The organism is Photobacterium aphoticum (assembly GCF_001029435.1).
Lineage (GTDB): Bacteria > Pseudomonadota > Gammaproteobacteria > Enterobacterales > Vibrionaceae > Photobacterium > Photobacterium aphoticum.
Window position 1 is genome coordinate 1 of the sequence record NZ_LDOV01000019.1, and the last position, 25829, is coordinate 25829.

General features: G+C 46.8%; 33 protein-coding genes and 3 pseudogenes. 28 read left to right on the forward strand and 8 right to left on the reverse strand.

All coding sequences use genetic code 11. The features are described 5' to 3' along the window. Positions 1 to 329, forward strand: a 329-nt coding sequence (locus ABT58_RS24310; protein ID WP_205625319.1) for a hypothetical protein, incomplete at its 5' end; no start/stop codon positions are given. Between the two features lie 278 nt (positions 330 to 607). Further along, complete coding sequence (locus ABT58_RS10490) at positions 608 to 1993, forward strand: tetratricopeptide repeat protein (protein ID WP_047874363.1); 1386 nt, start codon at positions 608 to 610, stop codon at positions 1991 to 1993. Between the two features lie 22 nt (positions 1994 to 2015). Here ABT58_RS10490 and ABT58_RS23725 read toward each other — a convergent pair. Next, positions 2016 to 2268, reverse strand: a pseudogene (locus ABT58_RS23725) (transposase); the annotation flags it as partial. A gap of 105 nt (positions 2269 to 2373) precedes the next feature. Here ABT58_RS23725 and ABT58_RS10495 point away from each other — a divergent pair. Together ABT58_RS10495 and ABT58_RS10500 are read left to right on the forward strand one after the other, a co-directional pair. Further along, a complete protein-coding gene (locus ABT58_RS10495; RefSeq protein ID WP_047874364.1) occupies positions 2374 to 2799 on the forward strand; it encodes a hypothetical protein in 426 nt (141 codons plus the stop codon). A gap of 232 nt (positions 2800 to 3031) precedes the next feature. Then, positions 3032 to 3376, forward strand: coding sequence for a hypothetical protein (locus ABT58_RS10500; RefSeq protein WP_047874365.1), 345 nt, complete (start codon positions 3032 to 3034; stop codon positions 3374 to 3376). A gap of 161 nt (positions 3377 to 3537) precedes the next feature. Here ABT58_RS10500 and ABT58_RS10505 read toward each other — a convergent pair whose 3' ends face one another. The 3 genes and pseudogenes from ABT58_RS10505 to ABT58_RS24050 form a co-directional block, all read right to left on the reverse strand. Continuing rightward, positions 3538 to 3816, reverse strand: a complete 279-nt coding sequence (locus ABT58_RS10505) for a type II toxin-antitoxin system RelE/ParE family toxin (protein ID WP_047874366.1) — start codon at positions 3814 to 3816, stop codon at positions 3538 to 3540. After that, entirely contained in the window at positions 3813 to 4097 is a 285-nt protein-coding gene (locus tag ABT58_RS10510; RefSeq protein WP_047874367.1) for a type II toxin-antitoxin system TacA family antitoxin, read from the reverse strand. The genes ABT58_RS10505 and ABT58_RS10510 overlap by 4 nt, the downstream gene beginning before the upstream one ends. 84 nt (positions 4098 to 4181) lie before the next feature. Next, positions 4182 to 4346, reverse strand: a pseudogene (locus ABT58_RS24050) (IS110 family transposase); the annotation flags it as partial. A gap of 614 nt (positions 4347 to 4960) precedes the next feature. Here ABT58_RS24050 and ABT58_RS10520 point away from each other — a divergent pair. The 11 genes and pseudogenes from ABT58_RS10520 to ABT58_RS10570 all read left to right on the forward strand — a co-directional run bounded on the left by ABT58_RS10520 (position 4961) and on the right by ABT58_RS10570 (position 11417). Beyond that, positions 4961 to 5440: a DUF1097 domain-containing protein gene (locus ABT58_RS10520; RefSeq protein ID WP_047874368.1), complete on the forward strand. Its 480-nt coding sequence runs from the start codon at positions 4961 to 4963 to the stop codon at positions 5438 to 5440. Between the two features lie 457 nt (positions 5441 to 5897). Then, the gene (locus ABT58_RS10525; protein WP_047874369.1) at positions 5898 to 6275 is read left to right on the forward strand and encodes a hypothetical protein; all 378 of its coding nucleotides are present in this window, start codon (positions 5898 to 5900) and stop codon (positions 6273 to 6275) included. 125 nt (positions 6276 to 6400) lie between these two features. Then, positions 6401 to 7209 (forward strand): annotated as a pseudogene (locus tag ABT58_RS10530) (class I SAM-dependent methyltransferase). 96 nt (positions 7210 to 7305) lie between these two features. Further along, positions 7306 to 7821 carry a GNAT family N-acetyltransferase gene (locus tag ABT58_RS10535; protein ID WP_082211067.1) on the forward strand — a complete coding sequence of 172 codons (516 nt, stop codon included), beginning with the start codon at positions 7306 to 7308 and terminating at the stop codon, positions 7819 to 7821. Between the two features lie 73 nt (positions 7822 to 7894). Beyond that, the gene (locus tag ABT58_RS10540) at positions 7895 to 8404 is read left to right on the forward strand and encodes a ClbS/DfsB family four-helix bundle protein (RefSeq protein ID WP_047874370.1); all 510 of its coding nucleotides are present in this window, start codon (positions 7895 to 7897) and stop codon (positions 8402 to 8404) included. Positions 8405 to 8569: 165 nt separating this feature from the next. Further along, positions 8570 to 9034 carry a GNAT family N-acetyltransferase gene (locus ABT58_RS10545; RefSeq protein ID WP_047874393.1) on the forward strand — a complete coding sequence of 155 codons (465 nt, stop codon included), beginning with the start codon at positions 8570 to 8572 and terminating at the stop codon, positions 9032 to 9034. Positions 9035 to 9088: 54 nt separating this feature from the next. Next, positions 9089 to 9712, forward strand: coding sequence for an HAD family hydrolase (locus ABT58_RS10550; RefSeq protein ID WP_047874371.1), 624 nt, complete (start codon positions 9089 to 9091; stop codon positions 9710 to 9712). A 15-nt stretch (positions 9713 to 9727) separates the two neighbouring features. Beyond that, positions 9728 to 10114, forward strand: coding sequence for an SMU1112c/YaeR family gloxylase I-like metalloprotein (gloA2, locus tag ABT58_RS10555; protein WP_047874372.1), 387 nt, complete (start codon positions 9728 to 9730; stop codon positions 10112 to 10114). 119 nt (positions 10115 to 10233) lie between these two features. Next, positions 10234 to 10701 (forward strand): DUF5680 domain-containing protein, encoded by a 468-nt coding sequence (locus ABT58_RS10560; RefSeq protein ID WP_047874373.1) that lies wholly within the window; start codon positions 10234 to 10236, stop codon positions 10699 to 10701. A 138-nt stretch (positions 10702 to 10839) separates the two neighbouring features. Continuing rightward, positions 10840 to 11046: a hypothetical protein gene (locus tag ABT58_RS10565; protein WP_047874374.1), complete on the forward strand. Its 207-nt coding sequence runs from the start codon at positions 10840 to 10842 to the stop codon at positions 11044 to 11046. 50 nt (positions 11047 to 11096) lie between these two features. Beyond that, positions 11097 to 11417: a hypothetical protein gene (locus ABT58_RS10570; protein WP_047874375.1), complete on the forward strand. Its 321-nt coding sequence runs from the start codon at positions 11097 to 11099 to the stop codon at positions 11415 to 11417. Between the two features lie 119 nt (positions 11418 to 11536). Here the strand turns inward: ABT58_RS10570 and ABT58_RS10575 are convergent, their stop codons facing one another. Then, entirely contained in the window at positions 11537 to 11878 is a 342-nt protein-coding gene (locus ABT58_RS10575; protein WP_047874376.1) for a thiamine-binding protein, read from the reverse strand. A 340-nt stretch (positions 11879 to 12218) separates the two neighbouring features. Between ABT58_RS10575 and ABT58_RS10580 the strand changes: the two genes are divergently transcribed. From ABT58_RS10580 to ABT58_RS10610, 8 genes are all read left to right on the forward strand, one after another. After that, positions 12219 to 12683, forward strand: coding sequence for a hypothetical protein (locus ABT58_RS10580; RefSeq protein ID WP_047874377.1), 465 nt, complete (start codon positions 12219 to 12221; stop codon positions 12681 to 12683). Between the two features lie 42 nt (positions 12684 to 12725). Continuing rightward, positions 12726 to 13046, forward strand: coding sequence for a hypothetical protein (locus tag ABT58_RS10585; RefSeq protein WP_047874378.1), 321 nt, complete (start codon positions 12726 to 12728; stop codon positions 13044 to 13046). Between the two features lie 167 nt (positions 13047 to 13213). Beyond that, positions 13214 to 13363, forward strand: coding sequence for a hypothetical protein (locus tag ABT58_RS24055; protein ID WP_156168823.1), 150 nt, complete (start codon positions 13214 to 13216; stop codon positions 13361 to 13363). Beyond that, on the forward strand, positions 13344 to 13784 hold the full coding sequence (locus tag ABT58_RS10590) for a hypothetical protein (protein ID WP_146147270.1): 441 nt from the start codon (positions 13344 to 13346) through the stop codon (positions 13782 to 13784). The genes ABT58_RS24055 and ABT58_RS10590 overlap by 20 nt, the downstream gene beginning before the upstream one ends. 71 nt (positions 13785 to 13855) lie before the next feature. Continuing rightward, on the forward strand, positions 13856 to 14641 hold the full coding sequence (locus ABT58_RS10595; RefSeq protein WP_047874380.1) for a nucleotidyltransferase domain-containing protein: 786 nt from the start codon (positions 13856 to 13858) through the stop codon (positions 14639 to 14641). 86 nt (positions 14642 to 14727) lie between these two features. After that, positions 14728 to 15252: a hypothetical protein gene (locus ABT58_RS10600; RefSeq protein WP_047874381.1), complete on the forward strand. Its 525-nt coding sequence runs from the start codon at positions 14728 to 14730 to the stop codon at positions 15250 to 15252. A gap of 203 nt (positions 15253 to 15455) precedes the next feature. Next, the gene (locus ABT58_RS10605) at positions 15456 to 15935 is read left to right on the forward strand and encodes a hypothetical protein (protein ID WP_047874382.1); all 480 of its coding nucleotides are present in this window, start codon (positions 15456 to 15458) and stop codon (positions 15933 to 15935) included. Positions 15936 to 15946: 11 nt separating this feature from the next. Continuing rightward, on the forward strand, positions 15947 to 16534 hold the full coding sequence (locus ABT58_RS10610) for a GNAT family N-acetyltransferase (protein ID WP_205625320.1): 588 nt from the start codon (positions 15947 to 15949) through the stop codon (positions 16532 to 16534). A gap of 71 nt (positions 16535 to 16605) precedes the next feature. Here ABT58_RS10610 and ABT58_RS10615 read toward each other — a convergent pair whose 3' ends face one another. After that, complete coding sequence (locus ABT58_RS10615) at positions 16606 to 17625, reverse strand: manganese-dependent inorganic pyrophosphatase (protein WP_047874383.1); 1020 nt, start codon at positions 17623 to 17625, stop codon at positions 16606 to 16608. Between the two features lie 422 nt (positions 17626 to 18047). Here ABT58_RS10615 and ABT58_RS10620 point away from each other — a divergent pair, with 422 nt between their 5' ends. Together ABT58_RS10620 and ABT58_RS10625 are read left to right on the forward strand one after the other, a co-directional pair. Further along, entirely contained in the window at positions 18048 to 18470 is a 423-nt protein-coding gene (locus tag ABT58_RS10620; RefSeq protein WP_146147271.1) for a hypothetical protein, read from the forward strand. A 55-nt stretch (positions 18471 to 18525) separates the two neighbouring features. Beyond that, on the forward strand, positions 18526 to 19206 hold the full coding sequence (locus tag ABT58_RS10625; protein WP_047874385.1) for a DedA family protein: 681 nt from the start codon (positions 18526 to 18528) through the stop codon (positions 19204 to 19206). A 168-nt stretch (positions 19207 to 19374) separates the two neighbouring features. Here the strand turns inward: ABT58_RS10625 and ABT58_RS10630 are convergent, their stop codons facing one another. Then, a complete protein-coding gene (locus ABT58_RS10630; RefSeq protein ID WP_047874386.1) occupies positions 19375 to 20271 on the reverse strand; it encodes a LysR family transcriptional regulator in 897 nt (298 codons plus the stop codon). A 173-nt stretch (positions 20272 to 20444) separates the two neighbouring features. Here ABT58_RS10630 and ABT58_RS10635 point away from each other — a divergent pair, with 173 nt between their 5' ends. The 3 genes from ABT58_RS10635 to ABT58_RS10645 all read left to right on the forward strand — a co-directional run bounded on the left by ABT58_RS10635 (position 20445) and on the right by ABT58_RS10645 (position 24145). Then, positions 20445 to 21701, forward strand: coding sequence for an adenylosuccinate synthetase (locus ABT58_RS10635; RefSeq protein WP_047874387.1), 1257 nt, complete (start codon positions 20445 to 20447; stop codon positions 21699 to 21701). A 175-nt stretch (positions 21702 to 21876) separates the two neighbouring features. Further along, entirely contained in the window at positions 21877 to 22944 is a 1068-nt protein-coding gene (locus tag ABT58_RS10640) for an FUSC family protein (protein WP_338048703.1), read from the forward strand. A gap of 214 nt (positions 22945 to 23158) precedes the next feature. Beyond that, complete coding sequence (locus ABT58_RS10645) at positions 23159 to 24145, forward strand: HAD family hydrolase (protein WP_047874389.1); 987 nt, start codon at positions 23159 to 23161, stop codon at positions 24143 to 24145. Between the two features lie 149 nt (positions 24146 to 24294). Here ABT58_RS10645 and ABT58_RS10650 read toward each other — a convergent pair whose 3' ends face one another. Further along, positions 24295 to 25419, reverse strand: a complete 1125-nt coding sequence (locus ABT58_RS10650; protein ID WP_047874390.1) for a M14 family metallopeptidase — start codon at positions 25417 to 25419, stop codon at positions 24295 to 24297. Between the last annotated feature and the right edge of the window lie 410 nt (positions 25420 to 25829).

Here is a 25829-nt window from a genome sequence, read left to right on the forward strand (position 1 = left end):
CCCTTCGGTCTTTTGGGCGCGCCTGGAAGGCCAGCCCCGACTTGCAGTGCGCGTTGAGTCCCGTCCGCTCCGCCAACACAACGAAGCCCTTGTCGAAAGACAAGGGCTTTTTTGTATTCAACGCTCCCGAAAGTGCTACGCACTTTTTCGCGAGCCGGAATGCCGGACCATTGAATCCCATCCGGAATGCCGGCCCAGCGCTCCGCCACTACAACGAAGCCTCGCCAGAAATGATGGGGCTTTTTTGTATGCAAATTTCCCGCGACGAGAGCCCTTCGGTTTCTTGGTCGCGTCTGGAAGGCCAGCCCCGACTTGCAGTGCGCAACTAGGCGTCCCCGATGAGTCCTATCCGGAGTGCCGGCCCAGCGCTCCGCCACACACGCTCCGATAACGTTCATTTTCACGTCGATTACATCAAACTGTGATATAGAAATGTAGAATGTGATATATGGAATGATTCTACATTTGTTTTTCCCTCCCCCACCGATACCTTTCAATATCAATGGTTTAGCATTGATGCTATTATGCGCCTGTGACAATATGTAGATGGATTCTATATATTAAGTTGTAAAGCCTTTATCCATCCATTTAAGTAAGGTCATTTTGAATGAGTCTAATATTTGCTAAGAAAGATGAAACAGGCAACGTCTGCATCGTTAGCGATACAAGATTAAACTACCAAGAGAGTCGAGAATTACCAGCACACTCTGATTATCAAAAAAACGGTGGATTGAAATTATTTTTAGTCGATAGTCGGAGAGTTGCAATTGCGTTTGCAGGCTGTAGTGCTGAAGCACAAGATGCGTTCGATAAAATTGACCTTCAAACCTTTGAATTAGATAAAGTAGTTCATACTTTGACTCAAAGTAGTTTATCAAGAAACACAGACTACATAATGTGTCATGCAGGTGATAACTTAATCTATAGGATCTCATGCGGTCAGGTGTCGCAGCCAGACTTTGCATATATTGGTGACTTTGATGGATATCAGCTTTTAACTCGTAATATTAAACACTCTTCTGGGCTCAGTGATCTTGAAAGAGCTATGGATGTCGTAATTTCGGATGCAAATGTAGAAAGCGTTGGTGGTTTTTGTATTTCAGCAATCTCTGATGTTGGTAAATTTAGGTATGTAAAAAAGCACTATTTTTCTCAGTTTAAAGGTCGTATTCAACTGTCAACAACACCAGTCCAGATTCCGTTTGTATCAAATGCCGCAAATGACACCTATTCATACGCTTGGACTGGTAATGAAAATGGTTTTGGGTTCTTCTTCTATGAGGCAAAACTAGGTTTAATCTATTTTCCTTTAACAATTCGACCTGTAGAGGTGTTGCCGGGGATAGACCTTCAGCAGTTTGGTATAGCGCTAAGTAAATACAGTCTTACCTTACCAGTCAAAATGGATGCAACCAATGAAGAAGAGTCATTAATTGATTTTGCCTATGAACTCTATAAATCGTCACAGTATGTACGTTGCATTGATAAGGTTGAGTCCCTTACAAACAGCGTGAAAGTTAATCCTAAAGTTAATTTTCAAGCTAACTACCTTCTTAGCTGTTGTTACAAAGAGTTAGGCATTGAAACTGAAACTAAATGCCAAATATCTGCTGTAGAGTATTTGGAGCGAGCTGTTCAGGGCTTTGAACTGCTAACGGTAAATTACGAGCCTGAGTTTAATGTGTTGGCTAATAAAGGTATTGCTTTAAATTATCTTGGTTACATTCAAAACGACCTTTTGGTCAAAAAAGCACGTTTTGACAATGCAGTTCATGATTTTACATTAGCTTTAGAGTTGGACAGTAAACAAGCTCTTCCTTATCAAAACAGGGCTGCCGCAAATTATGAGTTACTGAGGTTTTGTCAAAATCAGTATGAGTTTGCCCAACTGATTAAGAAGATTGTTTTGGATTGTGATTTAGCTTTGACTATTGAACCGAACCTTCAAATAGCCGCTAGTCTAAAAATGCACGTGCTTTCAATGCGGGCATAACAAACGACTATGGCGTCAATAGCTAATTTCTGGCTATGTTTTCGTTCCACATGACGCCATCTTGAAGCATCGAATTTAAGATCACAACCCTCCTTACACACGCAATAATGGCGACTTTTTTCGGTTTCCCTGCATCTAAAAGTCGCTGGTAAGTAGCTTAAAAACAGGGTTACACTGCATCGCAGACATCATAGGCATGTAGAGTACGGTGCGTACTTGTGCTCGTCCCCCTGAATGACTCGCTTGTTTTTATGGCGTTCACTTTCTCGATTGATGATGTTAAACAACGTAGGGCAAAATTTGAACTATCTCGCTGAACTCGCATTCTAACTCCGCTCACTGTGGTTAATGTTGCATACTATTTTCTGGAGGGAGAGGGTATGAAAACATTGATAGTTAAGAACACGTTGCTAACACTTGCTGTTTGTTTTTCCATTATCTGGCTCATCTCATTCGGTGAGTTTTTAGTGACGGCATCGCAATACCCTGTTGACTATATATATTTAGTTTTAGGTACAGTATTGGCTGTTTTAGTCTCTGCTTATACGGTTCGAGATCTCCAAATAAACGCTTGGCACAAGTCGTTCGGAATTTACTTTGTATATTATTTTTTGGTGTTAGGTCTGTTTGCTGATGGGCACCAAGCAGGGTGGAGTCACAGTGATGGCTTTCTGGATAAGCTTTTCATGTCGGGTATCTACATTTTCGTTTTCTCGTTTTCGTTTATTGTTCCGATCATCATTGGGCTATTAGCATTTACTCAAGCATACTTTCTCTCTATTGCAGTCGAAAATAGACGTATATAACAAATTACCATGACAGTCATAGTCCGTTTTTAGCTGTGTTTTGTTCTTGTATTCGTCAATGAGATCAGATGTGAAGGTTGCAAGAACATTAGACCGCCTTCTGAGTTTACACAAAGATCGTTGCTTTGTGATTATATGCATTGCTTGTTAGTTCTTCTCCATGAATACTGAAGCTATATTTTGCTAAATCAATGTCATAGATTGAAAGTGACATAAATGGAGAATCTAGTATATGGGATACCTAGAAAAAGCAGGCCGCCTAATGAGATTAATGGGGTGGTTGGTATCAATAGCTGTCATTGGTGTTTTTGCTGCGATTGCTATTCCAATGTATGAGGGTGGTAAGGTAGATAGCGATTCAATTAGCGTTTTATTGTCATCTTTATTACTTTTTGCTATTCCCGTAGTTTATTTTAAAGTCGGCTCAGCTATTAAACAGGGTAAAAAGTGGGGTAAAGTCACAGGGGCACTTGTAGCAGCTATCTCCTTGCTCAATCCTCCCATTGGAACAATCGTTGGCTTAGCAACACTGTATTATCTCCAAAAAGGGTGGAATGAGATGATCGAAAGTATATAACAAACGACATTACTAATTTTGGGCTATGTTTGGCTAAATTGATGCCGTAGATTGAAAGTGACATAGTGGCTTCCAAGATTTTATCGAAACTGGTTCACCAAGTGTGGCAGAGCTGAATGAGGGGGAGTCCATGTTATTGGTTAGTTCCCCAGAGGAAGCAATCAATCCGTAGGGAATTTTTGCTTCTGGTGGAGTACGCGCATAATACGAATGATATCGCCTTCAACCCAGTAAGATACGATCATCGAAATCTCAGGAATTATAAGTAATCGCCCGCGAATGCCATCTCGTTGTACTCCCATTAGAGGTTGCTCAAGCAAGTGTCCTACTTTTGCTTCAATGAGGTTGTCAGTTTTCTCTGCCGCATCAGGGTTGAAGTCATAGAGAAACTCGAAGATCTTTTCACGATCATTAAGTGAATCTTCTTCCCATAAAATCATTGCTTACCTCGATTTCGGATTCTGGCTTTGCGTTCTTCCATTCGAGATTTAGCCGTTTGGTGCTCAACGAAAACGGATTTTCCTGAGTCAAACTTCTCAAATGCTAGGTTTACTTGTTCAGTTAGCCATGCATCATGAGATAATTTTTTTCTTTGTTGTTCAGCGAGTTGCTCAGTCAGTTCACGGCAAGCATCACTTAGCGTGCGGCCTTGGCTTTCAGCCATTTGTTGAGCTAGGCGTTTTGTTTCTTCATCAACACGAAATTGAATTCTAGTATCCATGTCGTAATCCTTTGTTGGTGTGTGTACAAATGTTAGCACTGGCCTTTGTGATGGGCAACGAACAAACGACTATGGCGTCAATCGCTAATTTTTGGCTATGTTTTCGTTCCACATGACGCCATCTCGAAGCATCGAATTTAAGATCACAACCATCTTTCTAGTGCATGCGATGATAGTGACATTTTTCGGTTTCCCAGCATCTAAAAGTCGCTGGTAAGTAGCTTTAAAAACAGGGTTAGACTGCATCGCTCGCTTTTATCCCGTGTGTATATGTAGTGGTCGACGAAAATTGGCCACTGTTTTAGAGCAATTCGTTATGTCCGAATACCGTTACTGGCAGCGCTCATCCTGGAATACGGGAACGTATGATGGAATATCCGCAAAAATTTCATATATGTCTGATGAACAGGAAAAGTATAAATTTAATATCTCAAGCTATTTCAATCATTCAGCTGCAAAAGAAGGGTCTTGCTTGTATTTCTCGCAAGTATTTAAAGAGAAATAATAAGGATTAACGCAGGGCGCTAAATCATTAACCTCATCCATCATCTATTTTCGCTTCATTTTATTGTTCGCTGTGCATATGCCGCTATGAAAATCATGTGTCTGGCATTTTATCTATGAGTAAAGGTCAATCTAGACAAAGAGAGTGAGAATGATGATATCTGCTTGAGAAAGATCACAAATGCCACATTGCAATGTGCAAATCATGCAATGAAATGACCTCTTGTGTGATCTAAATCACCGAAGTGATTACCCGACATGGCCTAGTATTGGCTGCTTGATTTCAATTCATGAAAGCAGCGCTCGAACCCCGTGCTTGAAATAAGCGGGAACGAGACTGGCAAGCGGGTAAGCATACCATGACAACACTTTTAGCAATCTCCATTACCACGGGCATTCTCTCTGGCGTGTGGGGCTGGATCGCAATCTCTCTGGGCCTGTTATCTTGGGCGGGCTTTCTGGGCTGTACCAGTTACTTTGCTTCCCCGACTAGTGGCTTAAAAGGCTTGGCAATCAGCTTAATCACTAACATGTCCGGTGTGTTTTGGGCCATGGTGATCATTTTCGGGTCGACTTACGCCGGGTTAGAGATCCTTGGCTACGTCATCACGGCGATTGTGGCGTTCTTCATGTGTATTCAAGCCAAGCAAGCATGGTTGGCGTACATCCCTGGTACCTTCATTGGCTCATGCGCCACGTTTGCAGCGGATGGTAATTGGCAGCTTGTGGTACCGTCACTGATTTTAGGTGGCGTATTTGGCTATCTGATGAAAGCGTCCGGCCTTTGGCTGCAAGCAAAATCAGCAGCAACCTCTTCAGTGGCTGAGCAAGCACAGTAAGACATTTATTTTTTGCTGAGCGCTCGCGTTTATTGCCTCACTCCCTTATCTCACCCAATACTGTCATCCCAACACTCATAGGTCATGCCCATTTGTATTGATGGGCATTTCCTTATCGAAAGGTATGGGTAACTCTTTTTCCTTACAGTCTTGCACCGCACCTTTCTCCCCATGATTGTGGGCTACCTATTTGCAAACGTTGCACGAACGTTAGATCGCCCTCCGAGTTTTTATAAAGAAAGTGGTTTTGCGACTTAATGCATTGCCAGCCAGATCTTCCCTCTAGATACTGAGATGTAACTTGGCATAGAACAATGCCATAGATAGTGATTGGATGGCCTAAGTAAGCTTTCTTAGTCTGATTTACCTAATGTGGCAGAGTCTGGATAAGGGGAGCCGTGTCATTTGTTAGTGTCATGGCATAGTGACTTTATGATGAGAAAGAGAACCATAATTAATGAAAAAGAAAATTAAATTAAGTTATGAAGTTTCATTGGCCTTATTCAAGGATGATGTTGACCTTGAAAGTAGTGATTCATTTTTTAAAATCATGGGTGATGATGTTGTGAAACTCACATTGCCGACTTCTATTATGCACAGGCTTTTTCGTTTAGGCCAAGCATATGGTATTAAACATTTACGATTTTTAGAAAGTGAGTGTAAGTTGATAGTTGGAGTTGCAGAACTTTCTCAATTCGTTGGTGATTTAAAGAAAGTTCTCAAATTAATTAATGATGAAGTATTACATGTGTATATAAATCGTATTTTAGATGAAATTAGTAAGCCATCGAATAAGCGAAGACATATTGCAATATCGACAGGTAATTATTATTAGGATTTTTGACCAACAATGCGAGGGATTGTGGTCTGAACTTTCCCTCTTGTTGCAAGTGATGAATGCATTTTGATATGGAGCCTAAGTAAGCTGTAAAGGTGTTTACAGGAAAGGGAATAGTGAGCATGGAAGAACTGATTGCCCAGTACACTGGAGCCGATGAAGATGAAAGGCTAACAAGGCAGTACATCACTCAGCTTGAGTTCGATACGACAATGCATAAGCTTGCGGATTACCTTTCTCCTGGTACCCGCATTTGTGAAATTGGGGCTGCGACAGGCCGTTATTCATTAACTTTTTCAGCCTTGGGGTGTGAGGTGACAAGTGTTGAACTTGCGCCAGACCAAGTCGATATATTAAGAAAAAAGCGACAGCACAACAACTCACACTCGATATCTTTGAAGGTAACGCATGCAGCATGCCTTTTATTCAAGATGACTCACAAGATGTCGTTGTTATTCTTGGTCCGCTATACCACCTAAAAACCGAGGAAGAAAGGCACTCCGCGATTGCGGAAGCAGATCGGATTTTAAAGCCCGGTGGCATGTTGGCGGTAGCGTATATCTCTCGTTATTTTGTGGGTGGTTTGTTTGCGCAGAAATTTCCGGAATTAATCACCCCTAATGTTCTTTCTGAGTTGCAAACACAGGGGACGGTTTCCTGTCCCGAGGCGAGCCGATTCTTTAGAGTGGGGTATTTTGCCACACCGATGGAAGTCGAGCATTTACTGGTGCAGCAAGATTTTGAGATTGTTAGTCATACAGCGACAGACGGTTTTGGCCGCTATATTTCAAACGGTGTTAATCACTTCACTGCGCAGCAATATCAAACCTGGTTAGCCTATCACTTAGCTGTTTGCGACGAACCCAGCCTGTTGGGTTCAAGTAATCATGGTTTAGTAGTAGCGAAAAGCAGGCAGCCTCGCACACGATAATGGGCATGGGGTTCAATGAACATGGAGTACAACTGGCAAGGAGCTCAATGAAACATTGAAAGTGTTGCCAGTACAGGAGAGGTTGATAAGGAAGTCATGGCGTTGAGAGTAAGAAAAGCAGTATTGGATGATGTAAATAACATCGCACATATACATGTCAAATCATGGGCGTATGCATACAAAGGTCTGATGCCTGATAGCTTTATTGAAAGCTACACATTGGAAAAACGCCAGACACTCTGGTCAAACATCATTGGGCGCAATTTAGCCGATGTTTTAGTGGTAGATGGCGAAGCTGGATTAGCGGGCTTTTTATGCTTTGGGCAGCCTAAAACACTAAAAGGCACTGATGTATATGAATTGAGTTCAATTTACATCGATCCTGCGAACGTGAGGCAGGGGATAGGCCAAGCACTCTACAATGAATGCGAAAGAATGCTCCGGACATTGAAAGCACAGAGGGTTACTTTGTGGGCTCTTGATAGTAATGAGCGCGCGTTACATTTTTATACCCAGCAAGGCTTTATACCTACCGGAGAAATCAGTAAAGAGTGTGCAAATGACGTTATTTTGCATGACATCGAGCTCGCGAAGGATTTATCTGTAAAGTAAACGATTCAAATTGGTGTTTAATCAAGGCGTTAATGTTGCTTGGTAACTGAGTCTTACACACATGGAGGTGGACATGTCTTCCGTACCCCAAAACAAGGATGAATTGGCGTTAGCCATTAATACCATCTTCCCCAAATTAATGGCGGATTACCGTGCTATTCCGACCGGTCTTGCACGTCAACCGGGTGTAGAAGGAAACGTCAAAGGTACGCTCATTAGTGTGAGTGACACCGCCGCGTATTTGATCGGTTGGGGTAAACTCGTACTCAAATGGCATCATCGAAAAGCCAGTCATCAGCACGTGGATTTTCCTGAAACGGGGTACAAGTGGAATCAGTTAGGCCCACTGGCCGAAAGTTTTCATCAAGCCTACCGAGATTGGGAATATGAGGCGTTGCTTGCTGAACTGGAATTGACGGTGAGCGACATACAATTACTGATCGCCCGCTTAAGTGACGAGGAATTGTATGGGGTGGCGTGGTACGAGCAATGGACGCTAGGGCGCATGATTCAATTTAATACCTCATCACCAATGAAAAACATGCGTACCAAAGTGCGGCGTTTTCATCGGGCATATTGCTAACAAAGCAAGGCCATGGGTCTGTAGATACATCAATCTTGATACTGACGGCGTGCTCACACTCTCTCCCTACAAAATGAAATGATCAATCACTTACAGGCATGCTAGCATGGTGTGAAATGCCCATCATGGATACCCTGCTGGGCTGTGAATAAAGAGAAAAACATCATGCAAATTGTGACGGTTGATCATACCAATGCGCAGGTATACGCGAATTTATACCAAGGCTATGCCGCTGAATTTTCCAAAATCATTGATGATAAGCCCGATGAAAATGGCTTGTTTGAGATCTACCCAAAGCTAGAAAATAAGGTCACCGGCTATTTGCTTTATATTGATGGCGTACCAGCGGCATTAACTGCCATTGAAGCCAAAGACGTTGCGCACTTTGAGATCTGTGATTTCTATGTGTTGCCGTGTTTTCGTAAAAACAAAGTGGGTAAGCAGTTTATTACGCAGTTGTTTGCCCGTCTTGGCGGTGCATGGGAAATCAAACAAGTAGCGGGTGCGGATCATGCGGTCAAATTTTGGCGTGATGTCGTGGGTGACTACACATCCGGCCAATACGAGGAAGACATGTATCAAGACGAGAAATGGGGCTTGGTAACACGCCAGCGTTTTTCTCAGTCGTAATATGCCTTGAGATAGTTAGGGTATATCTGGGTATACACAGTAAAGGATGACACCATGGCAGCAGGTTCGATTAAACAGGTAGTTTTTGATATTGGTAACGTGGTGGTGCGCTGGTCGCCGTTGGAGATTGTCCGCCTCACGTTCGGTGACACAGACCATGCACAGGTAGAAGCTAAGGCCAGAGCGATTTTCCAGTCCGATACCTGGTTGAATCTCAATAAAGGGTTAATTACCGAGGCCGAGGCCAACGCGCAGTATCAGCGGGATCTCGGGTTCTCCGCGCTAGAGGCAGAATGCCTGTTTTATTACGTGAAACAGACTCAGTTGCTGATTTATGGCACGGTGGATCTGATTGAGCGTATCAAAGCGGCAGGCTACGGCGTGTATGCCTTAACCGATAACGTGCACGATATTGTGGCGCATTTAAAAGCGACGTACACCTTCTGGCCGTTGTTTGATGGGGCGACCGTCTCGGCAGAAGAAGGCGTATTAAAGCCTCAGCCTGAGATTTATCATGCCTTGTTGTCTGATTATCATTTAGCGGCTGCAGATACCGTATTTATTGATGATATGCCGCATAACGTACAAGGCGCAGAAGCGGTCGGCATGGCTGCGATTCAGTTTGCCAATGCTGCCCAATGTGAAGCCGAGTTAAAGGCGTTAGGTTTAGTGTTTTAGCACAGGAGTGAGTCGGTGTTTTTAGAAGGTATTCATCACGTTGCGATCATTTGTTCTGATTATCCGCGATCAAAAGCGTTCTATACCGAGGTATTGGGGCTGAAAGTGATCGCGGAAACTTACCGTGAGCACAGGCAGTCCTACAAGTTGGATTTGGCGCTGCCTAATGGTAACCAGATTGAATTGTTTTCTTTTCCTGAGCCGCCCAAGCGCGTGTCCCAACCAGAAGCACAAGGACTGAGACACTTGGCGTTTGTGGTGAAGTCTGTGTCCGCCTCGGTGGAGTATTTGCAGGCAAAAGGGGTTGAGGTTGAGCCTATCCGTACCGATGAGCTGACGGGCAAGTCATTCACGTTCTTTAGTGATCCCGATGGGCTGCCACTTGAGCTGTATGAAGGGTAAAAGCCCTTCTCCCTCTTCGTTAAAGCACAACGTAAGTTGCTGATCGCGAAATCATGAACTAACACTCAAATGCTGTTTTTATATACAGTTATGATGTCGCCTTTCTACAAGGAGGCAGTATGAGTGATTTTTCCCCGCAAGCGTTGTACGCATTCATTGTGCAAGCGAAAGCCAATGCCTATGTTGGCCGTGCACCGAAGTGTTTGTCTTACCGTCCGGGTTCGCACGATATTCAATTTCAGTCGGGAGCGTTTAAGTATCTCGATAGCTACTTTGGTGGTACGGATTTTCTTGGCCAAGAAGTGGTGTACTTTCACGACGAGCCGGTATGGGCAATGAATTATTACGGCAAGATTTTATGCCCAGACATTTATGACGCAGAAAAAGCCGGCAATGTTATTTTGGAAAGCCTCGCTTTACTGTATATGTCAGGCCACTTTTTAGGGACGTTCACCCATGAAACGCCATTAGGTGTGTATCACGACACGAATGACGGGGATGTGTGCTCATTCACCGGTTATGAGTGGATTGAGTATCAGGGGCAGAAAGTTTACGACCTGCATTATCACGGTGGGTTGATCAAGTGATTGATGTGGGATGAGAGTGGCAACGATGCGGTTGCGGCTCTTCTCATGTCTTAACGTATGTTGCAAATGTGTTACTCTCTTCTTCTGACCAATGAAATGGCAGATGAGACACCGAGCACGGTTTTCAAGGAGGAAGGGATGCATAACAACATATGGCGCGTATTGGGTTTGGCCGTGTGCCCGGTGATATTGCTGGGCGCACTGTTTCATGCGGCGAGTCTGGTGGGGTACGCTGTTTACAGTCAGTCGTCGCCTGACATGCGTATTATTGATGTGGCCATTATGGCCTCTGGGCTTTGTGCGGCGTTTGAGTTTGTGCGGGCAGTGCGCCGCTTGACTGGATAAACACATGATGGCTTCACTTGAGATCGTGAAATAATCAGCGGAGAGCAGAGATGCGAGCACAACTGAACAAGAAACGTATTTTCTTTCTCTCGTTCTTTTGTTTCGTTGTATACGTGCTGATTGGGTTTACGGCATTTTGGTTGCAATATGACGTTATCGCCAACATGCTCTACACCCATCATGAGGTTATCCTGTCTGTGGCGTTGCCGTGGTCGTATTTCACGATGCTGCTGAGCGGGGCTTGTAATGCATCGAACCCGACATGGGTATGTAATAGTATTAATCTGGTTTTGGTTGGGGCAGGCTTTGCTATCAATGTCACCGTGATAGCTGTGTTATTACATGGGATATATCGAAAAGTGACGCGCTAAGCCAATGGGGGGTTGAACGTATTGTTAATGCCGCCCACAGTAAGTGCAGCGGCATTGAAAAGCGCATCGATTAACATGCTGAGGCACTGTTATGAATCGGGGCGTGGCGCTGTTGTCGATTACTTGTCTACAAACATGTAGTTTGCTTTTGTGACCCCTCTGTCGTAGGTACAAAAGGTATCTGTCGCCGCTTCGGTTTTGCTGTGGATCTTGATGTTGGTAATAACTTCAAGCGCGCCCGCATCGTAACAGGCTTGTTGTGCCTGTTTGACAATTTCAAGTAGCTCATTGAGTTCCCCTTTCATGGTCGTTTCCATTGCACCCACTTGATAAGGCACATTGGCGGCTTTAACGACTTCAATGGCCTTATCTACCACTTCAAAGTTATTCCCTTCTTTTAAGCGAGGAATGACCTGGAATGCGACAAATACATCTTTAACAATAGGGTTTTCGGCTGACATTTGGGTTTTATCTCGTGGTTTTTAGAGAGCTTGCATGTTACCAGTTTTTGGATGTTGCGCTAGCGCTGAGCATATCGTCGTACAAGCATGTAAACAGAGGGCGTCACCTGGCTAATTATTTTATTTTCAGCGTTAACACATCGCTATCATCGCAGTTATAAATCAAAGAGAAAGATAGCTTTTTGACTTGATGGTCGGGTTGTCTTACTGATTGATATGTTAGTTGTGCGTCGCAGTTTACTCCCACGTTCTGTTTTTTATTTTGTAAAGAGTGCGCGTGCCGTGCAATGTGGAAGGGGGATAGCCCATCCATGATGACAGCATAAAGGGGGGAGACACCATGTTATTACGATTGATGACATTAACATCGACAATTCTACTGACAGGATGCATGGCGACGTCGTACCACGCGCCGAGTGGTGATGATGTGGCGACCATTAAATTTGTGAACCAAGGGCGCGGTAATGCTGATGTCTATATCTATCAGGGTGCCGAATTCTGCACGGGTAAACAAGATGCCGGTACAGTGGATAGGCTCTCATCACATACGGTGTCTGTTGTTGGTAATCAACCACAAAGCTTTTCTTTTGGCTATGGTTTTACCGATTACAGTGGGACAAAATCTTGCGCTATCACTGCCACCTTTACCCCTGAAAGTCAGCGTGATTATGAAGTGCTGATCGTCTCCTCCTACGGAGGCTGTGTTGCGTACCTGTATGAATTGGAGCAGGGGCAAAAGCGAGAAATTTCAGGCAAACAGCGTGAGTATGCAAAACCCTACACAAACGATAATTGGTGTGAGTAAAAATGTGATAGTTCGTTGTGGTGGTCTCATTGGAGGGGAACCATGAAAGCGGTGTTTATCTCGGTACTTTTCTGCACCTTGCTGGTGGCGATTCCGTCATTGCTGTTTAACTTTGGTGATTGGGTGCGCATTGCGTTGCAAACGGGCGTCGCCGCCTTCTTGGGCCTGTTAATAGGGATTGAAATTGAGCGGGAAACCTATCGTTACCCCCACCTTTGGCAAGGCATCGCGGGCTTGATGGCGGGGGCACTATTTGGCTTTTCTCTGACGCCTAGCTTGGTGTTTGTGGTCTGTGGCGGGCTGTTTGGGGGCGTGTTAGGGGTGACCGCGCATTGGTGGGTAAAGTTTGCGCCACTGCCGTAGTGTATCGCCTTAGTGCATAGTGTATGGCGTATTTTTCGGTGGCATTTTCACGAATGTGTGTGGTTTATCGAAACTTAATCAATGCATGTAACTTTCAATGTATCAGCGGGTTACATGACGATATTCTGCGCGCTGAGTCCTTTATTATTGATAGATGCCCCCAGAGAGTGACAACGATTGAATACGATAACGCGCTGTATGCGAAAGGCCTGCCAAACCGCCACATTGATGTTGCCGATGTGCGTGATGCTTCCTGCTTCGTCATGGGCTACGATTTTGCCCGCATCGGTAGAGAAGGTGGAAACGTACCGAATTAACCATTTTCTTGCTCGCGTCATTAAGCACAATATGGATGTGAATCCGGCGTTTGATATCGATATGATCTCTCTGCCGGACTATCGCATTATTGACAGCATTACCATCGATTCCCTTTATATCGGCACGGACTTATTGCTGTTTAAAAACGCAGAAAAGGTGTCTATCGCGTCTTTTTCCCCAGCGGGTGAACGGGTCATTTTTGCATTGGATTATGCCTATCCGACAGGCAGCAGTGATCGCATCGACTGCGTGATTGCTTTTGATCGCGGGCAAGTGAATCAGCCAATCTGTCACTTACAATCGAAACCGCAAGCCTGTCTCAGTACGACGGACAACGCGGATGACGAAGGGCGGGATACATCGACACATTGCCGTGATGCCATACGTGAAGATACGGTCAATACGCGCGACAAAGGTTAAAGGGGTAAGGGGCCCCCCCATGTTGCACCACGTACAAGCGATAATAAGCAGAGACAACAGAGAAAAAAGTGATGATAGATAAACACGTCAGGGAAGAAATCCTGTTACGCCTGAAGCGCACTGAGCAGCAAGAGGGCGTGCGCATTTTAATGGCGATTGAGTCGGGCAGTCGTGCCTGGGGCTTTGCGTCCCCCAATAGTGATTACGACGTGCGTTTTATCTATGTGCGAGACAAAGACTGGTATCTGAGTGTGGATCTGGAAGATCGGCGGGATGTGATTGAATACCCGATTGTGGATGAGATTGATCTCACTGGTTGGGATATTCGTAAAGCCCTCAAACTGTTCGGTAAATCGAACCCGGCCTTTGTGGAGTGGATCCAATCTCCTATCACTTATATTAACCGGGGCGGATTCCGAGAGGCGGCACGCCAAATGTTGCCGACGACTTATGCGCTCGAAAAAGGCATCTATCATTATCGCAGCATGGCAAAAACCAATTATCGCGGTTATTTATTGCGTGATAGGGTGCCGTTGAAGAAATACTTTTATGTGTTGCGCCCTTTGCTGGCGATTCGCTGGATAGAGCAATACGGCACGGCCGCACCGATTGAGTTTGATAAGCTGCTTGATTTGGTGCCGGATCCCACCGTATTGGCCGCGATTCATGAGTTGCTCGCACAAAAAAAAGTCAGCGAAGAGAAAATGCTGGCGCCTGCCATCCCCATTTTGAATACCTTTATTGAAGCCGAATTGACGCGTTTAGAGGCGTTACCACTTGGACGTACCGTAAAGGAAACTGACATGGCGGCATTCAATGCCCTTTTCTTGCGTGTGCTGAACGAAGCGTCTCACTGAATCACAAGACAATATCCACAACAAGAAAATAATCACAGCCCAAGAATCCATAATCATTAATCAGTAACTATGAACCACACATCACGATGAAAAAACTCTTGCTCCTCGCTGCGGTACTGCTGCCGTTTGGGTATCTGTTCTGGCTACCCGTAAAAATGTTGGCGCATGCGCTGTGGCCGACGGATGTGTGGCCATCCGCGCCGTTGTCACACAGCATCATGGCGGACATTCGCGACAGCTTGGAAAGCCAACCGCGATTTCGCGGCGCCGTAGCAAAGCATCAAGGGCCCGCCAAACGTTATCTCTACAACACGCCAATGACCGCCTATACCACTGTCGATGTTGGTTTGCAGGATATTTATGCCGTGTATATCAACGGCGAGGGGGAGTGGGTAGTGCGGTTAGGCTTATTACCGGATAAAAACGCCGAAACCTATTTTTCCCAGCAAGTGGGCGGTGTGTTGGGTTATAGCATGGGGGTAGCGATGAAAGGCGTGAACCTCGCGTTGGAATATGGTGTGCTCTCACCTCGTTTGTATCACGTTACTGATAAGCCAGAGACCAGCTTCACCAGCGATAGGTATCAAGCGGTGCCTCGGTTGATCGATTAACCGCAAGCCTTCTTTTGTCATCATCGGTGTCGTCACGCCACAACGTGTGGTGTGACACTTGTCGTGTGTTACCTGAACCTGTGCATCGGGTATCGTTTTCTCCTTTCTTATGTTGCACACCGGTGATGGGCTGCCAGCATGGCATTGCAAGCAGAACAGAATAAGCCAAATAGTCAGGGAACGGTGGGCACAGGAGAACAGACATGGAATATGCACCGGAATATACGCGCCGGGAAAAAATTACACGGATCAGTATGCATGTGTTGGTGGGGACAGCGGGTTATGCCAGCGTTCAATATGGCTTGTTTCCCTTTATTCAGGCGCTGGCTGAGCAACCCTACTGTTATGACTACTGGGGCATGAATGGCGCACAAACCGTGTGGTTGATAATACTGTGCGGGATCCCGTTATTGTTTGCCCTCTTCCTGTTTATCTTTCTTTTCCCCATGGGTATTCGCAGTTGGCGTGATAAGCAATTTCCCCCGCGAGGCATGAAGGTCTACCGCCCAACCCGCATTCAATATGGCTTGTTAGGCCGTATTCGTACATGGGTTGCCATGATTGTACCTGTGGTTGTATTGGTTACGGCTTTGTGGGGTGGTCTGCAAGTACAGGAAATGGACTTCGAGAAAGCCGACGTTGCCACGACAGAGGAGTTAGCCGCTTGTCCGATGGTGAAATAGGTCAACATGCCATGATCGATTCTGTCATCCGTGATTCGGTAAACCCTCTTCATCGCTTGATACCAACACTCACCGGCCAACGCGTGGTATTGCGTGCGTTAACGCCAGATGATCGGGCTGGGTTATTGGCCATATATGGCGACTCGCGTGTGATGCGCTACACGGGAGAGCCGCCCTTTGCCTCTTTAGATACGGTCGATCAAATGCTGGCCAGTGTTGCTGCGTTGGCCCATACACATGCGTCTTATGAATGGGGAATTGCCATCACCGCAGACACGGGCAAGGAAGTCGTGATTGGCACCTGCAGTTTGCATAGCTTCAGTGATGATCGCCAGCAGTGTGAAGTCGGGTGTTTACTCAACGCGCAGTATTGGCGGCAGGGGTACACGCGTGACGCCTTGCTTGTGTTGTTCGATCATGCCCGCACATTAGGCATTACCACCGTGTGGGCAGAGATCGATGCCTCGAATACGGCATCCATCGGGTTATTTGCCGATCTTGGTTTTATCTTTCAAGGCGAAAATGGACAGGGGGATTGTTTGTATTCGCGAGAAATCACACTTGAGTTTCCGTCATCATTGAGTAAATGTGATGAATAAAAAAAGCGCGCAGTGAGCCGCTGCGCACTTTGGATTTATTGACTCTTAACTATTGAGAAGGCAGTAAGTAATTACTTCGCTTCAATCGCTTTTTGAACCGCAGGGCCGATCTGACGTTTACGTGATGTCACGCCATCCAGTACCAGCCATTCTTCGGTGTTTTTGCCTTTAAATGCCGCTTGTGCCACTTTCTGATCAGCACTGTCGATCCACAGCAGGTTGCCTTTCTTGTGCTTGGTATCGATTACCGCGAAGAACAGGTGATCCAAGCCGGCTTCTTTCTTGTACGCTTTCATCGCTTTGATGAATTCTGGTTTACGATCCAGCAGCTGCTGTGCCGTCAGTGTTTCCGCTACGCCGATACCCACTTTCTTGCCGCCGTAACCGAAGTTTTTGTAGTCCAGCGTCAGAATATCTTCTGCGCTGACTTTGCTCAGGTCAGATTTGGCTTCCAGCATTTTCTCACCAAAGGCTTTGATGTCTTTAATGCCAGCCACTTTAGCCAGTTTTTCTGCGTACTGACGGTCAAATTCCGTCGTTGTTGGTGAGCTAAATACGACTGTATCTGACAAGATGCCGCCCAGCGTGGTACAGGCGATGTTAGCCGGTAGCGTCACGTTCAGCTTTTCTGCACGATCGGCAAGAATGGTGGCGGCTGAGCCCCAAGGACGAATATCAATCGCTGCGACTTGGGTCAGGTTTACAGGGTTACCGCCAATCGCGTGGTGATCGACAATCGCGACCACGTCTTTTTCATTCACAGACGCGTGCAGTTGGGTTTTCTGGTTGAAATCCACCAAGCCTACTGCGCCGATTTTTACGCTGTTTAGCGCAACCGGAGCCGCCGTTTTACAGTAGTCCAGGACGAACTGGCTTTCTGGGTTAATGGCTTCTGGTACTGCCGCTGTGCCGCCGTAAATGTGCGCAGCTGCAATGGCAGAGGTCACGGTATCGGTATCCGGGCTCATGTGGCCAGTCCATACCAGATTGTCGGTGTTGTTTGTCTGATTTGCTTTAGGTGCTGATAGTTCAAACGCCATGGTTGGCGCACTGATCACTGAAATTAGCAAAGCGAGATGAGAAAGTTTCATTAGCCGTTCCGTTATAGGTCGTAATGCGCTGAAGCACATTGTTATGATCTGAAATCTGTTGTTACAAACGGCGGATATAGTGAAAGACGCTGGCAGATGAGCCTAATGTCATTATTGTTTTTTGCGAGTCATTACAAAAATATCAATGTTAATGCTATGAAAAATAAGACATAAGTGACTGAGGTAAGGAAATGCACACCCTATGTGCCACAGGATTTGTTAACGGTTAGCGTAAAAAATCGTCAAATGTAAAAATGACAGAAATTCATAGTGTAAAAAGTCGATTCTTTGTGATGATTTGCCGAAAAAATGACCTTAAAGCCCGTGCTATTGATCTATTGAAACAAAGTCCCTGCATTTTGTATTGCAATTAGGGATGGGCGGAGGTAAAAGGGATCATCTTCTTCTATCGGATGAACAGCGTGGGCACCTACCGACTGTTACGGGTCGCTTTACTCTTCTCTGTGATGGCCATTTTGTTTGGTCAGGGAAGCGTATCGCCTGCGTTTAAGGTCGAACAAAATGTGTCCCTTTATGCGTCGCTGTTCAGTGCCAATCAACTCGAAAGCCCCGGGTATTTCCATCCCCATATTCATCAAGCCGCGTTGCTCAGTCAGTTGAATCCTCGCTTAAATACCCCGCGTGGAAATTCAACGGTCACAGAGCGGTTAGGGAAAGCATCGGAGCCACCGCGCGTGTTATTATGGTTCGCTGCCGTTACCGGTCTGCTGTTAACCATGATATTGATCCCAGTCTTGCTGCGGATCAACCGTATCACAGCCAGTGAGCGCAGTGATGAATACCACGACGCCAACTTGCTATATCGCTTTATCCATACCCGCTAGACACTAAAGACCACATTTGTTGAGTTGTGTTTAGGTTGATGTCTCGGAGTTTTTTATGTTTGATTCTATTTATTCAGTGTTGATGTCCCTTTGGCATCAAGACTTTACTGCGCTATCCGCGCCAGGCAGCGCAAGCCTTGTGTACTTGGTCGTCGGTGTCTTAATTTTTCTTGAAAGTGGCTTTATTCCGGCAGCACCGTTCCCGTGTGACAGTGTGGTGGTCCTCTCCGGTACGTTAGCGGCAGTGGGCGTATTGGATCCGGTGCTGATTTTGGTGCTGATCATGGTATGTGCAGCCACCGGTAGCTGGGCGGCTTACATGCAAGGTAAATGGCTGAACCGATTGCCGAAAGTGCAAGGGTGGGTGAATGCCGTACCGGCGCGCCGTATGCAGCAGGTCGATACTTTGCTGGGCCGTCATGGCTTGGTGGCGCTATTCTGTGCCCGTTTCATCCCGGTTGTGCGTTCACTGCTGCCACTGATGATGGGTATGCGTGTGAACAAGGTAAGCAAATTCCATTACTTCGCATGGCTAAGTGCGATCCTTTGGACGCTGCTACTGTGTGGTTTTGGTATGATTTTGCCTTTGCTACCAGAAAACCTGAGCCGTTTGGTGACCATGGGCTTGATGGCAGCACCTGTGATCACACTGTGTCTGGCAGTATTGAGCTTCCTGACTCTGCGTATTCGCAAAGCATGGCGCAAAGAGCCATCAACCGAGAACGTGTCACATTAAGTGATGCTCGGTCGACGCTAAGCAGACATCGACAACAAAGGCGCCCTATGTGGCGCCTTTTTTGTTGGTCTGGTTTACAGGTTTAGTTTGCAGGTTGAGTTTGTTGTTTGGGCTTGTAGGTCTGGATTTTATTGGAAGGAAAGATCGCGGTTCACGCCACGCTTCACATCACCGAGTCTGCTGCGAGGAGGTGATCTCTTCACTCACCCAATGCAGCAGTTGCTTGATCGCCCGTGACAGCACCTGATTCTGACGCACAATGTAGCCCAGGCTGGTGGTCGGAAAATCCGGCAGCGGCGTAATGGTGCTGGTGAGGTTCAATTTCGGATGCAGGGAGAACGCCGGCACAATCGCCACCCCAAAGCCCGCTTCTGCCCAATCAATCTGCGCGTCCACACTGCCCACTTCCATCACACGGTATTTGGGCAGTTTCAAACTGGGCAGCGCCATATCAATCAAATCGCGAGTACGGGTATCGTGCCCCAGCAAAATCAGTGTGGGCTCGTCACCGTTGTTTGACGCGTCTGCCGCCGCACGCGCTTGCCATTCCGCCAAGCCATTGCCCAGCGCACACCAATGTACTTGCTGTAACTCGGTAAAGTGCAGGGGCTGGCTTTCTTTCTGGGCGATCACAAAGCCTAAATCCGCCTTGGCGCTTTTGACCAATGCCGCCGCTTGGGTCGATGTTGTGTTGAACAGTGACAGATCGATGCCCGGAAATTCCTGTTTGAAAGACTGAAACGGCTTGATCAGTAACAGGCGCGAAATGATGTCGCTGGCCGCAATCGACAGGGTACCCTGACACAAATCATTGATCGCGTTCAGATCGGCCTGACAAACCTGCAATTCCTGCAAGGTACGTTGGGCGCTGTGAAGTAAGCGCTCACCGGCTTGAGTGAGGCGAAACGGGTTACGTTCAATCAGTTTAACCCGCGTGGTTTGCTCTAACTGCTTGATGTGCAAACTCACATTGGGCTGTGTCATGTGCAGCTCAGCGGCGGTCTTACCAAAGTGTTCTAACCGCGCCAAGGTTACAAACGTATTCAACCAGTGCAGATCCAACATAGAAACAGGCTCGCGTGAAAAATAAACAATGGGGTGAAAGGGTCAACAGCCATTGTACTCGGATTGCCATTTTTGCCTATATGAAATTCTTATCGCACCTATAACGATTATTAATTTTTGTTATTACCGGCGGCGGCATAGGATAAGGACTTCGCTATTAAGGAGTGGTAATTATGTCGTCTATTGTTGTTGTTGGTGCAAACTGGGGTGATGAAGGTAAAGGTCGTATCGTAGACTTTTTGGCTGAACAAGCATCGGCAAGCATTCGTTTCCAAGGTGGTAATAATGCAGGTCATACCGTAGTGAATGACTTTGGTACTTTTAAGTTACACCAACTTCCAAGCGGCGTATTTAACCCTGATTGTATCGGTGTGTTAGGCCCTGGCATGGTAATCAGCCCTGCTTTGCTTTCTGCGGAGATTGCCGAAGTTGAACAATCTGGCGTAAAAGTGAATCTGTGCATTTCTGACCGTGCCACACTGTGTCTACCGCTACACGCAGAAGAAGATACACTGGAAGAGCTTCGTCTGGGTGACGGCGCCTACGGTTCAACGCGTCAAGGTATCGCACCTTGCTACGGTGACCGTGTCATGAAAAAAGGCATTCTAGTGGGTTGGTTGAAGCAACCTGAAGTATTGGTAGAACGCATTCAATTTATGTTGGATTGGAAACTGCCTCAACTGCGTGCGCTATACCCAACCTTCAAGTTTGAGCAAACTGCACAAGAAATGGCAGATTGGTTGCTAGAAGTGTCAGCACCTTGGCGTGATTCTATCTGCAACGTGACGCTGCCTCTTAAAGCGTTACAAGCAGAAAGCAAAACACTATTGTTTGAAGCACAGTTGGGTGCGGGTCGTGACTTGGTTTACGGTGAGTACCCTTGGACAACATCATCTAACTGTGTGTCTATGTATGCAGGTATTGGTGGTGGTTTGCCAGCACTTCGCCCAGAGCGTGTTATCGCTGTTGCTAAAGCATTTAGCTCATCAGTGGGTACAGGTACGCTGATCACAGCCATGGAAGAGCAAGATGCATTCCGTGAACTGGCTGGCGAATTCGGTGCAACCACTGGTCGTCCACGTGACATGGGTTACTTCGATGCAGTAGCAACCAAAAACGGTGTAGAACTACAGGCGGCAACAGAAGTTGCACTGACCAAAGTAGACTGTCTGACGGGCCTTGCGGATCTGAAAATCTGTGTGGGCTACGAAGGTGAGCATAGCGAAAACCCAATTTGGCCACAAACCGCAGCACTAGCACCTATCTACGAGAAGATGGAAAGCTGGAGCGAAGACATCACTGGTTGTCGTAAGTTTGAAGAGCTGCCTGTTGCGGCGCAGAAATATGTATTGCGCATTGAAGAGCTAATGGGCGTGCCAGTGAAGATGGTTTCTGTCGGCCCTGGCCGTGAACAGATGATCATGCGTTAATCACCGGTTTGCGAGCGCGCTTTTTACCCCTGTGTCGTGAGCGCGTAGTGAAAGACGGTATTCAGTAGAAAAAGCCAGCCTTGGTGACAGGGCTGGCTTTTTCATTTTCTGAAACTAACATTGTCATTATTACCGCAATATTGTGATGATAATCACATTTATATTTGTATGATGATTGGAGAATTTCACTGTCAACCGTCATATCATGCGTTACTACCAACATTTTGCCCTGAAATATTACCGATTTCTGTATGTTTTTCGGGTGTTTATCGCTCTGAGCCTGATTCAGATACTCATCCGTTTGTTCGATGTGCCGTACGGGACATGGGCATTGATCACGGCGGTCACCGTCATGGGGACCATCCCCTTCATCGGCGGGGTGCTGTCGAAAGCCAAGCAGCGGATCTGGGGCACCGTGATCGGGGCCGGTTTGGGTTTGTCCCTCTACCTGATCCCGACCCAGTGGAATTGGCTGCACCATGTGATGTTTATTGGTATCACGCTGGTGGCTATGTACTTTACCCAGAAGAAATACGCGTATGCTGCGCTGGTTGTCGCCATTACCATTGTGGTCGTGGCCGGTGGTGGTCCGGAAGACTTTGACGCCGCGTTATGGCGCACCGTGAATGTGCTGTGGGCGGGGATTGTGGCTATTCTGTGTAGCATCTATGTGTTCCCGTCACGCGCGACCGATCACTTCTTTGATTTGGTCAGCCAGTTTCTGGCCAAAAGCGGTAACTTTTACCATCAACACAACCAAACCTTAGCCATGGGGATGTTCACCCCGCTGGAAACGCAAGAGTTGCTCAAGCTGCTCGATCAGCAACAAGAGTTGTTACCCCATGCGTTGAAAGAGGCCGGCCCAAACAAGCAGGTGATCACAAACACCCTGCTGATTGAAAAGCGCATGTACACCATGATCGACACGCTGGTGAGTACCTCGTGGGATACTCAGCAAGGGCAGGAGAAAATCAGTGACATGCCGTGCCTGACGCAAGCGAAAGAGCAGTTAGCCCGTCGTTTTGCCCGCTTAAGCCGTCAAATTACCCGCAAGGCGATCACGCCGATCCATAAAAACGAGATTGTGATTTTGCATCTGCTGCCGCACCGTGCGCCGCATGATCAGGATGACACCAGTGACATCAGTTACTTTGGTTATTTGTGGCTGAACCGTGAATTGGCCCGTCAGTTTTCGACCCTGAGCCAGACCTTGTGCAAATTGTTCCGGTATCAGGAGCAATAATCTTACCTATCTTCAAGCCAGCCCGTGTCGCGATGCCAGAAGGATTGCCGGGCTGGCTTTTTTATTTGCTGCCATACTGTCATGACCGCCCGATGTCTTTTTTCGTTGCTTTTCAGTGAGAGAAAAAGCGAGAGAGAAACAGAGCGACAAAGAAAAGGCATGGCAGAGCGTGTTATTCATCTCAATACAATGTGCTGATCGAAGGGGAGTGCCAATGAAGGGCTTACGTATTCTGTCTTGTTTGCTGTTATCCAGTGTTTCTTATGCCAGTGTGGCTGCCGATGGTTGCGGTTCATCCGTGCTGCCATCCTGGAAAGATGGCGAGAGTAAAACGGCCATCATGGATTTTGTGAAACAGACCACCGACAAAGGCTCGAAGGGATTTGTGCCGGTGGAAGACAGAATTGCGGTGTTTGATAACGATGGCACCTTGTGGTCTGAAAAGCCGTATTATTTTCAATTTGTGTTTGCCTTTGATCAGATCAAAGCCATGGCGAAAGATCACCCGGAATGGAAGACCGAAGCACCGTTTAAATATGTGCTCAATGATGATCTCAAAAGCTTGTTTGCGGGCGGCGTAAAAGCCTTATTGCCGATCATTCAGGCCACACATTCGGATATGACGGTGGAAGCCTATCAAGAGACGGTCGCGAAGTGGTTGGAAGCGGCCAAAGATCCGCGCTTTAACAAGGCGTATACCGACCTTACCTACAAACCGATGAAAGAAATGTTGGCCTTCCTGCAAGACAACGACTTTAAAACCTACATCGTGTCTGGCGGTGGTGTCGACTTCATGCGGGTATGGGCGCCACAAGCCTACAACATCCCCGATGAGCAGATCATCGGCAGTGCCTTTAAATACAAATATGCGTACAACGATGGCAAACCGACGATCATCAAACAGGGGGAAATCCTGACCATTGATGACAAGGCCGGCAAAGCGGAAAACATTGCGTATATCATTGGTAAAAAGCCGATCTTAGCGGTGGGCAATTCCGATGGGGATCAGGCGATGATGCAATGGGCGACCAGCCAACCGAATGCGATGGCCATGATCGTGCATCACACCGATGAAGCCCGAGAGTGGAAGTATGACCGCAAATCTGACGTTGGCCGTTTGGACAAGGCGCTCGATGAAGCGAACAAGCGGGATGACTGGCACCTGATCGACATGAAAGATGCGTGGTGTGAGGTGTATTAGTCGTTGGTGATGCTCTTACAAAACACAAACTAGAATCACACACAGATAAAGAAAACCGGCATCGCGGCGTGCGATGCCGGTTTTTTAGTGCTTTAAATGGCTCGAGAATATTTTTACCATTCAGATGTGATTAATCAGATGCTAAACAATCAGATTTTATCGACCACAGCCCACACGCCCGCCAGCAGATCTTGCCCGTACGCGACACTGCGCTCCGGTGACCAGCCGTAAAACTCATCAGGATGGGCGATATGATCTTTAAACGGCATCTCTACCGTGTAAGACAGACACTTGAACTCCTGCGCCACCCAATTCGTCGCAACGGTCAGGTTCGCCGTGCCCGGTACGTTCTTCTCGTAGCCGTGCTCGTCCTGAAACTCCGGTGTGATGGTCAGCAGTGCTTGCTTAAAGGCATTCTCCAAGCCAGCCATGCGCTCATCATACGCCGGCACACCTTCACTGCCCGCCACAAAGTTGTACGGGATTGCTTCATCACCATGAATATCGAGGAACATATCCACGCCGGTCTGCAGCATGCGTTCACGGACGAAAAAGACTTCAGGGCTGCGCTCTAACGACGGACTTTGCCATTCACGGTTAAGGTTCACGCCAATGGCATTGGTGCGCAGGTGACCACGAATACTGCCGTCCGGGTTCATGTTCGGCACAATGTGGAACACGGCTTTATCCAGCAGCGCACGGCCAACGGTATCTGTTGCATCCAGCAGGCGTTGCAACAGGCCTTCAATGCACCATTCCGCCATGGTTTCCCCCGGGTGCTGGCGGCCAATGATCCAGATGTTTTTCTTTCCTTCAGCGGGCTCACCAATGGTCAGCAAGCTGATATCGTGGTTATCCAGCGTGGCGCCCAGTGTTTCCAATTGGCAATGGAAATGGGTTTGCGCCTGATGCAGCAAGTCTAAATGACGGTCGTACGGGTAAGGAGCAAAGTAGGCGAAATACATCGACCCGAATTCCGGGATCACGGTGAAGGTCAGGGTATCGCCATCAAACTTGGCCGGAATGCGGAACCATTCTTCACGATCATAAGACGCCACCACATCGTAATCTTTCCAGCCTTCCGGATAGGCCGAGGTGGACAGATTCAACAGGGAAAAGTGGTGAGAGACATCCGGCTGGCTTTCAAGGCGGAAATGGAACCATTGGGCAAAATCGGACTGGTTGTCGGCCGGAATGGTCAGTTGAATATCATCTGGGCTGTCGGCATGCACAATGTGGATATTGCCGCTTTCAAAATTGCTGAAAATTTTCATAATGGCCTTTCTGTCAGTACGTTATTGATGATTACGCTAGCGCAATATGCTGACGTCAGCGAGCACTAAAAGTGCTTACTATGATCCCGTTATAAATACGTGATCATTTATCTGCGTTTGATCATAAGCATAGCGTGAATGCCCCCGCTGGGAGTGACAGTGAACACGCATGGCTCTGCCAGTCATTATTCTTGTTATGACGAGCGGTATTTGGGGCGAAAAAGCGCCTGTATTTGGTGTGATTATTCTGTCTAAAAGCGCGAAATATCGTGCTTTTTGTTGGGAAAGGGTAGAAAACGTGTAAAACCACACTAAAGTTGCTGATATTATAAGCAGTTGAACTTTCTGTACTTTACAAGCCTCATCAATCCCCCTATTATACGCGGCATGGAGAGATGGCTGAGTGGTTG